The sequence below is a fragment of the Candidatus Omnitrophota bacterium genome, from assembly GCA_013791745.1.
Classification (GTDB): Bacteria; CG03; CG03; order CG03; family CG03; genus CG03.
Genome location: VMTH01000144.1, coordinates 1 through 14369, shown reverse-complemented (window position 1 = coordinate 14369; position 14369 = coordinate 1). Strand labels below are relative to the sequence as shown.

Genomic DNA, 14369 nt, shown 5'->3' with positions numbered 1-14369 from the left:
CAAATGTCCTGCGAGATGTGCTTCCGGGAGTCATGGAAATCATGGGGGCCGGGTCAAGCTGCGCTGATATTATATCCTCGGATGCGGAAGCAAGAGCCAAAACTGTGACGTTTGGAGCGGCAATCATGCTGTGTCCGAAATAGTGGTGGCCGGCCGCGTCAACACCGGTGGCATTGGCGGCGATCATAAAAACATGGTTATCAAAAGCGCGGGCCCTGTTGGTGAGAGACCAGATCTCAAAATTTCGCAGGAAAGCGGAAGGCCTGACAATAATTTCGGCGCCTTTTTGAGCCAAAAGCCTTACCGTTTCAGGAAAATCACCGTCGTAACATATGATCATTCCTATTTTGCCGAGTTCCGTGTCAAAAACATCAAGGCTGTTCCCGGGCGTTGTCCAGCCGCCTGTTTTAACCGATTCGCTCCCGAAAGGGTGCGTCTTGCGGTATTTTCCAATGATTTCCCCGTCGGGGCCTATGAGCACGGCGCTGTTGTATATTTTTTTCTCTACGGGGTCTTTTTCGTAAACCGGCCAGACGATATGCATTTTTCTTTTCGCGGCTTCTTTCATCACCGGCTTCATATGTCTGCCCGGGACAGTGTCTATGATGTTATAGAAACTCTCAAAATCCATGTTAGGCGTAAAACCCGTCGTAACCGTCTCCTGAAAAACAACAAGATCGGCGCTGTGATATTTCTGCGCCTTGTCCAGCATCTCTAACGCGTGAGCGGTGTTTCTTTTTATGTCGTTTGGCACAACATACATCTGAACACAGGAAGCCACAAATTTTTTCATAATATTTCTCCCGAAAAACCGGACATAAATTCAACCATAAGTCTTTTTAAACCTGTCCGGTATTTTATACAGATTATTAGATATTTTTACGATATCTTCAAGGCTCTGCGCCGCAAGCAGCGACCTTTTGGCATCTATGGGATCTATTCCGAGATCTTCGCAGGTGGATACAATTCCTTTTTTGCGGAGCTTCGCCGTGTTTTCGGGTTTTGCCCTTTTACCGACGGGCGTATCGCCCGCCACGGCCTCTATCGCCCGCGCCCTCTCTTTTCTGTTCGCGCATTTGAGCAGATTGGCGATTCCGCATTCGGTGACAATGTGCGTGACATTATCGGCGTATATCATAACCGGCGGAGAATCAAATTTCCCTTCCTTATAAAGCGTCACAGCGTCCAGCTCGTCAACAAAAACGGGAATGTGTTTTTTTTCGCTGAATGTGGGTGTCATCTGCACAACCAGCTTTTGGCCTTTTTTAAAACCCGTGGCCTTGAAAAAGGATTTGTTTTCACGCGCTGTTTTTTTCCATGAGGCCGTGGAATGCCTGCGCCCGGGAGGCGTGCTCCCGAGATTCGGCGCTCCGCCGAAGCCGGATATCATTCCTTTTACGGCCGTGGATGAATTGCCGTATTTATCTATCTGAAGAGTGGAACCCAGAAAACAGTCAATACCGTAAAGCCCCATAAGCTGGGCGTTGAGACGTCCGCTTCTCATGTTTCCGTCGGGACCCATAAAAAAAAGGCTTTTGTGTTTTTTCACATAATCTTCCATTCCCGGTTCACCGCCGAAAGAATAAACGGATTTAACAAAACCGCTCTCTATGGCCGGAATCAGCGTCGGATGAGGATTCAGCGCCCAGTAACGGCATATCTTTCCTTTCAGATGTTTAGCGTATGTGGGCAGCAGAAGTTCTATCGCCGCGGAGTTGTATCCTATGCCGTGATTGAGTGAATCAACCCTGTATTTTTCATATATGCCTTTTATCACCATCATTCCAAGAAGAATCTGGAGCCTGGAAATTTTTGCCGGATCCCTCGTGAATAGAGGCTGAATATAGTAATCTTCTCCGGTGGGCACGACAAAATTCACCCAATCACCGGGGATATCCACGCGCGGAAGTTTTTCTTTTATCTCTTTCACCTGGGCTATGACAATGCCGCCGCCGAAAGCCGCGGCTTCGCATATCACAGGCGTGTCCTCGGTGTTGTAACCGGTGTAAAGATTCCCGTCTTTATCGGCGTAATCTGCCACAACCAGCGCGATATCCGGCGTGAGGTCGGAAAAATACCGGGCGTAAAGTTCAAGGTAGGTGTGTATAGCGCCTATTTTTATTTTTTTCTCGTCGACAAGACGGTAGAGCCGCTTTGCCTGAGGCCCCGAAAAAGCAAAATCAAGTTTTTCCGCTATCCCCTTCTCGAACATATCAAGATGTTCGGGAAGCACCACGGATGACTGCACCATGTGGAGCCTGTTCACCTTTGAAGGATCCAGCGAACTCATCGCGCGGGCGAGAAAATCCGCCTGCTTCTGGTTGTCTCCTTCCAGGCACACCCGCGAGCCTGAAGGGATGACGGCCTCCAGAAAATCCTTTATGCGGTTTTTATCAATTAATTTTCCGCACTCGCCGGAAAAAACCCTTCCCTTTTTAATTGAAGCTTTTTTGTTCATGGCCTGATTTTATAAAATTAAGGGGCTTTCCGCAATTATAATGCCCCCGGGAAGCGTTTTTTCGCTAGACGGAAAATTTTTAACGGAGAAAAAATCTAAAATTGCTCAACTCCTCCGCCTCAGGGCGTCGTCAGACAGTCGCAATTTTTTAACGATTTTTTATCCTAAATTCTCCTATATCGCTCAAAATCGTCTTTCCGGGCGCATTTAATCAATAACCGTCAAATCTGCGCTCATTTTATTCAGAATTTTGTCCGCCTGTAATAGAACAGCTTTATCCGGAATTGCTTCCACGGCTTTTAAATTTTCTGCCAGCTGCACCGTATTCCTCGCGCCCGTGAGGACAGAGGCGACGCCCTTTTTCCGCATCAGCCAGGCGAGGGCAAAACCGGCGGCGCTGATGCCGCAGGCTTCGGCAAGTTCTTCTATTTTTTCAAAGGCTTTTTTTTCGGCCGAATAATACGGTTCGCTGAAATCTTTCATGTTTTTACGGCGCAGATCCCGGGGCGGAATACATCCTTCCCTGAAAAACTTGCCCGTCAGCATGCCGCCGTGAAGCGGGCTGTATGCCAGAACGGAGATGCCGTTTTTGACGCAGAAGGGAAGTATTTCTTCCTCGATGCCGCGGTTGAACATGCTGTATGGCGGCTGAAGGAAATGCAGCGGGCAGACCTCCATAAATTGCCTCATCTCGGAAACGGAGTGGTTGCTCACACCCACAGACCTTATCAGCCCTTCCTCGTAAAACCCTCTCATCGTTTTCGCGCTTTCCCCGACGGGCACGGCGGGATCCGGCCAGTGGATGTGGTATATGTCTATGTAATCAGTCCCGAGACGCGAAAGACTTTCCTCTATTTCTTTTTTCATCCTGTCCCTTTTCAGATTGTGAAATCCCGGCGCGTCCGGATCCAATCCGAGTTTGGTGGAGATAATAATGTTTTTTCTGATCCTGTTACCGGCAATAAATCCGCCCACGAGTTTTTCCGCGCGGCCGAAACCGTAGAAAGGCGCTGTGTCAAAAAGGTTCACCCCCGCGCTGAAGGCCGCGGCCATGACAGCGTTTGAGACATCGTCTTCCTGTTCGCCCCACCATTTGCCGCCGCCGAAAACCCATGTGCCGAGGCCCAGCGCCGAAATCTTTTCCTTCAGATTCCCCGCACTGTTATAGGTCATTTGCGGCGGGTGAGGCGGCAGAGTTTTTTTATGCCCCGGGCTTTATCAAAGGGGATCTCTTCCATGCGCCATGCCCAGTTACCTCTCCATGTGCCCGGCGTGTTGAAGCGCGCCTTGCGCCCCAGGCCGAGAATATCCTGCATGGGGAATAAAGCGAAAGCCGCCTTTGAGCGCATGGCAAGTTCCATCATCTGTGAATTCAGGTCCAGCACCTCCCCGAGATGTTTGCTTACTATCCTCCTGCGGCGCGGGCTGCACGAAGAATACCAGCCGATAAGCGTGTCATTGTCATGAGTGCCGGTATAAACCACGCAGTTTCTCTCGTAATTAGCGGGCAGAAACTGATTTTTATCGCCTAGCGAAAAGGCGAACTGCAGCACTTTCATACCTGGGAAACCCAGCTTCATCCTGAATTTCTTCACAGGCTTCGGTATGTAACCGAGGTCTTCCGCTATTACGGGCGCAGACGGATAAGTTTTTTTGATCTCGGCAAAAAGTTCAAGACCAGGCACCCTTGTCCATCTGCCCTTTTTCGCCGTTTTATTGCCCGCGGGTATCTTCCAGTATGAATAGAATCCTCTGAAATGGTCTATCCTGACGAAATCAAACATCTCAAATGATAGTCCGAGCCGTCTCTTCCACCATGTGAAAGAGTTTTTTTTCATGGCCTTCCAGTCATAGACGGGATTGCCCCACACCTGACCGTTTTTGCTGAAATAATCCGGCGGCACCCCGGAAATGGATTTCGGTTTCCCGTTTTTTGTCAGCAGAAAAAGTTCCTTGTGCGCCCACACGTCCGCGGAATCGCGCGAAACGAACATCGGCATATCGCCTATTATCTTTACTCCCTTTTTCCTCGCGTAAAAGCGCAGCTCATTCCATTGGCTGAAAAATAAATACTGTATGAATTTGTGCCTCAGAATAATCCGGATGTTTTTTTCGCGCATGCGCGCCATGTCCGGTTCCCGTCTCATCCTCGCCCACAAGGGCCATTTTGTCCAGGGCGACCCGTGCCTTTCCCTGAGCGTCATAAAATCGCAGTAATCGTTGAGCCACGCCGAATTTTTTTCGCAGAATCCCTCAAAGCATTTATCAGGTTTGAAATTCTCAAAAGCCTCTTTGAGTATCCTGTTTTTAAAAGCTATAACACGGCGGAACAGCACCTTATCATCGCGGAAACCGGGAATCTCCGGTTTTTTACGGAGAAGTTTTTTCTCAAGAAGACCCTCAACACTTATCATCAGTGGATTCCCCGCGCAGGATGAGACGCAGTCGTAGGGCGAATCAAAGGCGCTGTGCTGAAGAGGCAAAACCTGCCACAGAGTCATTCCAGATGCGGCGAGAAAATCAATAAAGCCCCGGGCGGATGAGCCGAAGTCGCCGGAGCCGTAAGGAGAAGGTAACGCTGTGGGATGAAGGATTAATCCGCTGCGCCGGTTCAGGTTCATTGTTGTTTCAGATGAAGAATCGGGTGTACGCTTTGCAGAGGAGAAAACTGAATAAAACGGTTCCCGCAAGAGTAACGACCCATCCGGCGAATATCAGGGCTATTTTTCCGTAACTGACGGTTTTAGCTCCTTTTACAAGACCCACGCCGAGAACGGCGCCGACGACGGCTTGCGATGAAGACACCGGCACGCCCATCTGAGCGAAAATATGCAGGATAAGCGAACCGCTGAGGATTGTCACGAGAGCGCTGAAAGGGTCCAGTACCGTTATGCCGCTTCCGACCGTTGACATGACATTTTTTGAATATGTGACAACGCCGAAAACAATGGCCAGCCCCCCCAAGATCTGGGCGTTGAAGGAGCTTATCATGCCGCTTTCAACATAGATACCGACGACATTGGCCAGATTGTTCGCGCCGAGAGAATACGCGCCGTAACAGCCGATGACTATAGACGCTATCCTTATTGTCCAGTTGAGCATCATGATGTTCTTTATGCGCTTGGCCCAGATGAAACTGAGCAGATGATAAAAAATAACGGTAAAGATCGCCGCGCCTATAGGAGTGACGATCCAGCAGTAGACGGATTTCATCACCTTTGAATAATCCACCGCGCTGCCCGCGGCCAGGCCCGCGCCTATCATGGAACCCACGATAGAATGCGAAGTTGAAGCTGGTATTTTCGCGAAACTCATCAGATTCATCATAATGCCCGCCGAGAGCGTCACGATAAATATCTCCGCCGGGGTGAGACCCTGCACCATCGCGCCTATGTGCTCAAAACCCCTGGCTCCGCCTATCATAGCTCCGAGCATTATGAAGATGGAAGTAAAAAGAATGGCGCCTCGGTAACTTATTATGCCCGAATGCGCCTGGGGGCCGAAAACATTGGCGGCGTCATTAGCGCCGAGGCCCCAACCGAGATAAATGCCTGGAAGAAGATTAAACATGTCCTGTATCAGAAATGATTAAATCTGGTATTTCACCATCAGGATGTCAAGATCGTCGGCAGCGTCCTCTATGACATCCGATATGCACACGACATGCGATATGAGCCTGCGCAGATGCAGTTTTTCAGCAAGGGGAAGATCCGAACAGAAGATATCCCTCGTGAGGTGCCATTCAACCGTGTCGGCTTTTTCTTCCTGCGTATTGACTTCCCTTATATTCGTCTTGACCACAGTATAATCCGAGAACATGTTTTCAATGGCTTTAACGTAGGGGGTGATCGTCGTGGCCGAAGCATTCATGAGTTCTTTGAATTGTTCCATGAACTTTTCGGGAACAGCTGGCCTCTGAGTCAGGAAGAAGTCACAGCAGCTCTCCGCCCTGTCGGCTATTTTGTCCTGCTGGGCGACGAGCCGGATGAGGTCTTCCCTGAAAACCGGAAGGAATGCCCCTTTGTGCAGTTTCTCTATTATCTCCCTGCGTCCGGCGTCGGCCACTTTTTCCAGGCGATGCGCCTGAAAACCGTTCTCTTTGGCGTTTTTAATATCGCCGGCGAGATATTCGTTCATTGAGAGCTTCATTTCTTCCACGGTGGCGCGGACGCTCTCAAGATGCTGGCATATCAGAACCCTGACTTCCTTTTCCTTTTTTCTTCCGAATCCTAACATTGACAACCTCCTAAATTTATCATTTCCACAGTGTACAAAAAAAAGACATCCGGAGGAAGTGGTGCGCCGAGCCGCGGATAGTGGGCGCGGAAAGGCTCTGATAAATTCACCCCGCATTTACATAAAAGCGCCATTAATATAAAATCAGTTTATGAGAAAATATATATTCCTGTTTTTCCTGTCGCTGTATCTGCTGACGATGGGAGGTCACTTCTATTCCAACGACCATTTCGCGATGTATATGGTCACCAAAAACATCGTTGAAAAACAATCACTTGAAATACCGGAAAGCCCTTTCACGATCAAAACAACCAGCGGGAAAAAATATTCTTGGTATGAACTCGGACAATCAATACTGGCTCTGCCCTTTTACGCGGCCGGGAAACTTGCGGATAAAATCTTCAAGACAGATTTTCTGAAACAGTTTTTCGTGTCGGCCCAGAACACAGTTTTTGCCGCCGGCGCATGCCTTCTGCTGTTTATGATCGCAACAAAACTTAAGTTCGGCTACCGCCTTTCGCTGCTCCTGGCCTTCCTTTACGGCGCCGGCACGATGGCATGGGTATATTCCGCTAACTTTTTTGCCCACACCCCCGCGTCATTCCTACTGCTCCTTTCTTTTTATTTTAATGTGGGATGAAAGCCGTGCCCGATCGCATATTGTTCTTTGCGCGGCGGCTTTCGGATTGTTATTCCTTACCAGGATTGAGATGCTCCCGGCGGCGCTCTGGTTTGTACTGTATATCGCCTACAAAGACCGTAAAGATAAAAAAATCATGATATCCGATCTGTTATTATTTCTGATTCCCATAGCGGTTTTCACCGCGTTAATTTTATATCACAACTGGTACAGGTTCGGTAAAATAATTATGGACGCCCGGGTTGCTATGGCAATTCCGCAAGAGCCAGAAAGATCTTTTCTGAACGGCTTATACAAAGTTTTACTGGACGGGGAAACGGGCTTCTTTTTCTTTAATCCCGTTCTGGTTTTTTTCATCGGGGGATTGTTTTTCCTGAAGAAAAAAAAGGCGCTTATTCTTCCCGCGATAATAGCCCTGCAAACGATTTTGTTGCTTATAGTTCTTAACCGCATAGACGGCAGATGGTGCTGGGGCACACGCTTTCTGATGGGAGTTCTCCCCTTTTTCGCACTGATCACGGTGTTTTTTTTGAAAGAAAACAAAAATAAAATCCTGTCTTATTTTTTTTATACCCTGTTCTTCATAAGCTTTACTTTTCAGCTTAGCGCTGTTATTGCCAACCCCATGAATTTCTTTTTACAGCCGCTGCACAAAAATCAGGTCATCCACCAGCTGAAACAGGCCTCGCAATGTCTGACAAAACCTTCTCCCCGTATTGAAAAAGGTCGAACTTACACACAGGTTTGGCGCGCACGGCATTTTGACGGTTTGGACTTCTGGTTTCTGAATTTGCGCGCAATGGGAATAAGGGCGCGTTACTGGCTGCCGCCGGTCTTACTGCTCGTCTTTATAAATCTGTATTCCGCCGCAAAACTTTTCAGAAAAAAAGGGCCAGCCACGTAGACCTGTCTTTTAAAAATCCGCGTCTGTCCTCTTAAATCCTGCCCGGCTTTTTAACCGGCGCCGGCAACCTTTTGTAGAGGATAAAAATAAGAGAAAGAACTGTTATGACAAAGCCTGCTACAAAAGAAAGAGGCCGGCAAGAAAACTTCACGATATGACTGCCCTCGGGAACAAAAACCGCCCTCTGAAAATAATTTGCTTTTAGTATTTCCGTTTTTTTACCGTCAACGGAGGCCTTCCAGCCGGGATAAAAAGCGTCGGTCATAACGAGCCACGCGTCCCGCGGAGCATAGACCGTAACGGAAATTTCATTTATTATGTCCTCTGTAATAACAGCTTTGGCAATTTTACCGATATTAACATTTTCAGTTGTCGCCCGAACCTCTTTTTGGAGTACGACTTCATCGCGCGGATTAAACGCGTCAGACTCCATATAATCAAGAATTTTATCTTTAGTCAGAACTTTTGCTTTATCCGCAAAATAAACCCGCGGGAGAAAAGCTTTGTTTTCATAAATACGCACATTATACAGGGCTTTCGGATTTTCAAAACTAAGCTTCCATTGTTCGGATTCAATTTTGTAATCAGCCAGCAAAAATCTGACGCTCATAATTGAAAGAAGTTTCTGTGCTTTGTCAGCATTGCCCGAACTATAAAGCCGACGAGAGAACTCATTATAATCCGTCAGCTCTATGTTTTGTCCGGCGGCGTTATAAAGGCCGAAAGGGAGGCCAGTGTCACCGTAAAGATTATCTTTCCAGGCGCTCCAATCGTAATCTGTTCTGGCAGCGGTAGTTTTAGGTGAAACAAAATATCTGAAAAAACCGTCTTGTTTTCTCAAGAAATTTATTTTATCGCAGTAAACTGTGAATATTCTTTTATCTAATTTATTATTGAATTTTTGACCGGTTATAAAAAGCTCAATAAAAACCGCGAAAACAAGAAGAATTTTGATTTTTTTTGAAACCCGCAGAGCGCCGAGCGCATATCCGGCGGATGCGGCGACTGCAAAAACGCTCAGGTAAAGAATTGTCGCGGGATACCTGAAAGCTTTAAGAAAAGGAAAAGCTTTTATTATAAAACCAAAAACGGGATTGTTTGCGCCCAGCGCAACAAAAATTGAAATAACAAAAAGCGAAAGGTAAAATTTTACGCTTCTTGACGATGATTTTACAGAAAAAAGAAAAAGCATAAAAGCGATTATCCCCACATAACAGCCGTAAGGCCAATCGTTACTTGAGTATCTCAAAAAAGGATTAAAGAAATTGATAAACATTCCCAACGAAAAAGAATTTGTCATTACAATTTCACCGGGAAGGCCCCTGCCCCTTATGGAATTCAGAACAAATTCTAAGGAAGGTATAAACTGAACTGCCGCTATCATAAGGGCAAGAATGCCCGATAGCGTCAATGTCAAAAATGGCTTTGTCTGTTTTTGCTCCGTGAAAAAAAACACCGCGGTGCAATAAAGAAAGAGCGCGAATAGTTCATAAAATAGAATCTGCGGATGGCCCGCCAGAAACTGAAATGCAAAAACAAGAGCCAGCGCCGAAATCCGTTTGAAATCCGTTCTTGATCGCGATTTCATAAGAATAAGAAACGCGGCCGGAAGCCAGACGGATGTTCCAAGGACGCTCAGAAATTCTATTTTCGTAAGAATATAACCGTTAAAGGCGAAAATCATTCCCGAAAGGAAAGACTCTTCTTCGTCAAGCCCTGTTTCCCTCATGAGAAGGAACATTGAGATAAACGCTATAAAAATGTGAAAAACAATATAGATTTTGTAAGCGGAAACAAAATTCAAGACATAAAAAATTATGTTCGGCGGATAGTAAACAGCAGGCTGCATGGCGGCCGCAAAAGGCATGCCGCAATGAGAAAAAGGATTCCAAAACGGTATGATTCCCTGCCTGAGGCAGGCGCTTTTAAAAAAGCTCCACGGAAAAAACTGTATGATGGTGTCACGCATAAAAAATGTCAGCGAGCTGAAAACAATGCTCCTGAAAAAAATGAGCACCGCTGCCAGAATTATTACTGCAACGATTCCAAGAGACAATTTATTTTTCATTGTCAAAACAGCAGTTTGAGCCGCGGCTCAAAAAGGGTATAAATGATTGCGGCGGCGCAAAGATACGGCCCGAAAGCTATCATTGTATAGCCCTTTTCTCTTTTGCGGAGCTTAACGGCTATGCCGACGACGGAACCTATGAGGGATGAAATAAAAATAAGCCAGAATATGGAATGAAAACCGGAAAAAGCGCCTAGGGCAGTTATGAGCTTCACATCCCCCATGCCCATAGCTTCCTGTTTAAAAATCTTTTCCGCCGCGATAGCTATCAGAAAAAGAACCAGCCCCGCGGACAGGCCCGATAGAGCGGAGAGGCCCGCGGCGGGCCAATAAGAAACGCCCCATATTTCTTTCGGGAGAAAAACAGCGAAGACAAAAAGAAAAATATTTATTTCATCGGGTATAATTCGGTGCTTTAAGTCTATGAATGTGATGGCAATGGAAGAGGCCAGAAGAACAGCGATTTCAAGAGCTTTCCACGAAATCCCGAAAAAATAAAAAGAGAGAAAAAAACTCACGCCCGTGAGAAGTTCCACGAGAGGGTAAACAGGCGAAATTTTCGCGGAGCAGGAGCGGCATTTTCCCCTAAGCAGAAGAAAACTTAGAACAGGAACATTGTCATAAAAAGCTATGGGTGCTCCGCAAACAGGGCAAAATGACCGCGGACGGATGATGGATTTTTCCAGAGGCAGTCGGTATATGACAACATTCAGAAAAGAACCGAATACAAGGCCTGTTAAAAAAATCAAAGCATAAAAAAGAGCGACAGCGTTTAGAGGCAATGTTTCTGTCATTGCGCTTTGATTTTTTCAAACTCTTTCATAAATTTTTCCGCCATAACTTTGTTTCCCCCCGCATTAAAGGCGATGGAAGTATTGTAGCAAATATCCCAGTCAAAATATAAAGAAAGACATCTGCGGTAAGCGCTCAAACTACCGCCTATATCGCCCGAACGGTATTTCGCCCTGCCCAGGTCCTGCCATATTCTGTAATCCGCGGGAACGCCAATTGCCGCCTTTTCAAAAGCCGCGACTGCCTCGCGGGGTGAGCCGCTTTCTAAAAGTTTTTCGCCCTTTTTCCAGTTCAACTGAGAATAAGCAAAAACAAGGGCGTATATGAAAGCCGCCAAAGAGAGCGCTATTGCCGCTATTTTTTTAACGGAACGGTATTTTTCGTCTTCATTATTTTCATCTCTCATAATGATTCCGGCAAAAATAAAAAAAAGATAGACGGTTGAAATTCGCTGAAAAGGAAAAGCCGTCAGCGATGTGAAGATGAGTGCCATTACGCCGGCTTTATAAGGCGCGAGTTCCGGCGGCGTTTTTTTGAGCAGAACTGTCAGGACAAAAAGAAAAATAAGAGAGGCTCTGAAAATTCCGAGCTCACAAATAAAATGCAGAATATCGCAATGAGCCCATTGGGGCGACATATGATACGGAAGGCCCGCTTTCAGACGGTATGAAGCGTAATTCCCCCTGTAATTTCCGGCGCCTACGCCCGTGAGAGGATTTTCTTTGAGCATCTCCAGCGAAGTCCTGTAATAATTCATACGCCTTACCGAAGAATTGGAATAACCGCTGTCACCCGTTTTGAAGAACGAAAAATAAAGAAGAGCCAAAATAACAGCGCCTGACGTTAAAATAATCAGCGCTTTTGATTTTTTTGTTCTCTTAAAAAGCAGATAAGACATTGCGGCGGCAAAACCCAGATACGCCGACTGGCTTCTGGTAAGAAGAAGAGCCGCGAGGCCGCATGCAAAAGAAAAAAACGCCTCATAATAAATACTGTTGGAAGTGGGCGAAGCTGTTAAGGATGCGGGGATATTTCCAACAGGCTCATTTTTTCGGCGGTGAGTCAGCAGTATATCAGCGCTGAAAGGAAGAACTGCCGCCAAATACGCCCCCAGGTACATGGGATTTCCGAATGTGACATAAGGAATGGGCGCGTTAAAGGGATTGAATTTTGTGAGCTGCTGAATAACGGCAAGAAAAGAAATCAAAGCCGACAGGCGTATAACAGTTTTTTTAAGGCATTTATCTTCACATATTGGCGAGCGCGAAACATATAGATAAAGACAGAAAGGCGCGAGAAAGCGGAAAAACTGAAAAAAATTAAAATTCTCCAAAAAGATCGACACGATCACGATTAAAAAACCCGCTTCAGGAGCTTTCAAATCATAAAAAAGAGTTTTATTTCCCCTCTCGTAAAATAAAAGAAGCAGTGAAAGAAGTGTCAGAAAATATTTAGCCCCCCAGAATGAGTCGCTGAAAAATGGGAAAACCGCGAGAGAGGAAATTCCGAGGAAAATTTTTACCATAAAAGAAACGGGGGCGGCCTAAGCCGCCCCCGTAAAACAAAACACTAACAGCTTACCATGTGTGAATCGCAGTGCCCTTGGTGTCGGTAGCTGTAACATTTACAAGAAAAACACCAGTGAAAGTCCCGCCCGGATTAGTAGTTCCACAGTTGTACCACCATCCGCCGTCGTAGGAGGCTATTGTGGTAATGTCATTGTTACCATCAGTCTCTGTCTCGCAGTCGTTTGTGGTAGTAATACCCGCCACTCCCGATTTACAATCAGGAATCGCCTGTAAATACGTTGGGCACATACCATTTGCTGTAAGAGGCCAAACCCCTTCCGTGTTACCGTAGTAAATAGACATTGCGCTACGAACTGCTCCAAGCTGTCCCTTACAAGCGGCCTCATTGGCTTTTCTGATCAAGTCCGCGAACTTAGGAATGGCCACAGCGGCCAGAACACCAATAATTGCGACAACAATCATGAGCTCGATCAGAGTAAAACCTTTTTTTGTCTGTTTCATTTTTCTCACCTCCTTTTAGCCCGAGTTAAGAGCTAACATAAGTTTAATACGTTTCTCCAAACTTGTCAATAGCAGTGGGGTCAGGTCTTGACATTAGACACATTGTCAGCCGTTCCTGCGCGGCTTTCAATATGCCGTGATCGCCGATTTTCAGAGCCTCATTCGCGGAACGCCTGTAATACTCCGCTGCTCTGTCTTTTTTACCAGCTTTTTCACAAAGCTCCCCCGCAAGAAAAAGAGTGATATGCGAGACCATTCCCCCTCTTTCAATTTTCTTTATCAGCCCCTCCGCTTCTTCCAAGCGGCCGCTTTCAATATATATGAGCATAAGATTGTCAGAAGCTTTTGTAATAGACGGGCATATCACAAGAGCTTTTTTGAGTTTATTCTCGGCTTCATTTTTCTTCTCCTTATTAATATCATTCAAAGCTCCTGTCATCATCTCATATGCTTTTTGGAAATTCGCGGCATAAGTTTGATTCAGCCGGTAAATAATCGTCCCCTCATCCTTGTTTTCGTATTCTTTTTCAAACCTTAGCGCATTTTCCAGAAACAAAGCGTATCTTTTAATGCCTCCGGATGAAGTCGTTGGGAATTCGCTGTACTCTGTTGACAGGCCCGGGCTCCGGTAAAAAGCCGCCCGCGTGACGCCTTCGCTTATAAGAAAATAATAAAAATCGTCGGCTCCGGGATATGGCGGTGGCGCAATCGTTTTCACGCCGGTTTTGAGAAAAAATCTTTCCGCCGACTCGCTGACGAACACATCTTCCGGCTTGCTGCTGTCTTTCGCATAAGCGAATGTCTCAGGAAAGAGCGGAGGCACAGGCGTTATCAGGATCAGATAGTTCTGATAGGCGAATATCGCCAGGAGCAGCGCCGTTACCGTCGCCCCTGCGGCGGACGAAGACGCCACGCCAAACGCTTTTTTTCTGAATCTGCCAAAAATTCCAACGGCATACCAGCGCCCAACCGCCGAGAAAAAGAAGTAATAAATAAAGGGCAGGATCGGTATCACGAAACGCGCGCCCTTCGCCGGCCATATCATGTGAAAGGCCGTGTAAAGGACGAGATACAAAGCAAATAGCGCCGTGACGGGACGGAAAGATATTTTTGAACCGTTTTTTTTCAGCCGCGAGTGAATGCCGGAAACTATAATGACGGCGATTATCAGCGCGGCGGGGATCTCCAAAAATCCCATCCGGCTACTGATGACCTCCGTAAAAAAAGCCACAGCGGAGATT

At 46.6% G+C, this 14369-nt stretch carries 13 protein-coding genes; 2 read left to right on the top strand and 11 right to left on the bottom strand.

Annotated features, from left to right (window positions below; all coding sequences use genetic code 11):
* The 6 genes from FP827_06850 to FP827_06825 form a co-directional block, all read right to left on the bottom strand.
* A partial coding sequence (locus FP827_06850; GenBank protein MBA3052786.1) for a carbon-nitrogen hydrolase family protein occupies positions 1-793 on the bottom strand: 793 nt, incomplete at its 3' end.
* Between the two features lie 30 nt (positions 794-823).
* Positions 824-2458, bottom strand: a complete 1635-nt coding sequence (locus FP827_06845; protein ID MBA3052785.1) for a malonate decarboxylase subunit alpha — start codon at positions 2456-2458, stop codon at positions 824-826.
* Between the two features lie 207 nt (positions 2459-2665).
* The gene (locus tag FP827_06840; GenBank protein MBA3052784.1) at positions 2666-3631 is read right to left on the bottom strand and encodes an aldo/keto reductase; all 966 of its coding nucleotides are present in this window, start codon (positions 3629-3631) and stop codon (positions 2666-2668) included.
* Positions 3628-5079 (bottom strand): 4-alpha-glucanotransferase, encoded by a 1452-nt coding sequence (gene malQ / locus FP827_06835; GenBank protein ID MBA3052783.1) that lies wholly within the window; start codon positions 5077-5079, stop codon positions 3628-3630. Before malQ ends, FP827_06840 begins: the two co-directional genes overlap by 4 nt.
* A gap of 7 nt (positions 5080-5086) precedes the next feature.
* Positions 5087-6028, bottom strand: a complete 942-nt coding sequence (locus FP827_06830; protein ID MBA3052782.1) for an inorganic phosphate transporter — start codon at positions 6026-6028, stop codon at positions 5087-5089.
* 18 nt (positions 6029-6046) lie between these two features.
* Positions 6047-6811, bottom strand: coding sequence for a TIGR00153 family protein (locus FP827_06825; GenBank protein MBA3052781.1), 765 nt, complete (start codon positions 6809-6811; stop codon positions 6047-6049).
* Between the two features lie 34 nt (positions 6812-6845).
* Here FP827_06825 and FP827_06820 point away from each other — a divergent pair, with 34 nt between their 5' ends.
* The gene (locus FP827_06820; GenBank protein MBA3052780.1) at positions 6846-7334 is read left to right on the top strand and encodes a hypothetical protein; all 489 of its coding nucleotides are present in this window, start codon (positions 6846-6848) and stop codon (positions 7332-7334) included.
* A 46-nt stretch (positions 7335-7380) separates the two neighbouring features.
* Positions 7381-8238, top strand: a complete 858-nt coding sequence (locus tag FP827_06815) for a hypothetical protein (GenBank protein ID MBA3052779.1) — start codon at positions 7381-7383, stop codon at positions 8236-8238.
* A gap of 31 nt (positions 8239-8269) precedes the next feature.
* Here the strand turns inward: FP827_06815 and FP827_06810 are convergent, their stop codons facing one another.
* Genes FP827_06810 through FP827_06790 form a run of 5 tightly spaced genes read right to left on the bottom strand, consistent with a single transcriptional unit; the run spans position 8270 to position 14326 of the window.
* On the bottom strand, positions 8270-10306 hold the full coding sequence (locus FP827_06810; GenBank protein ID MBA3052778.1) for a YfhO family protein: 2037 nt from the start codon (positions 10304-10306) through the stop codon (positions 8270-8272).
* A gap of 2 nt (positions 10307-10308) precedes the next feature.
* Positions 10309-11100, bottom strand: coding sequence for a prepilin peptidase (locus tag FP827_06805; protein ID MBA3052777.1), 792 nt, complete (start codon positions 11098-11100; stop codon positions 10309-10311).
* On the bottom strand, positions 11097-12623 hold the full coding sequence (locus FP827_06800; protein ID MBA3052776.1) for a hypothetical protein: 1527 nt from the start codon (positions 12621-12623) through the stop codon (positions 11097-11099). The genes FP827_06805 and FP827_06800 overlap by 4 nt, the downstream gene beginning before the upstream one ends.
* A 52-nt stretch (positions 12624-12675) precedes the next feature.
* A complete protein-coding gene (locus FP827_06795) occupies positions 12676-13128 on the bottom strand; it encodes a type II secretion system protein (protein ID MBA3052775.1) in 453 nt (150 codons plus the stop codon).
* A 43-nt stretch (positions 13129-13171) separates the two neighbouring features.
* Positions 13172-14326 (bottom strand): hypothetical protein, encoded by a 1155-nt coding sequence (locus FP827_06790; GenBank protein ID MBA3052774.1) that lies wholly within the window; start codon positions 14324-14326, stop codon positions 13172-13174.
* Positions 14327-14369 lie beyond the last annotated feature (43 nt).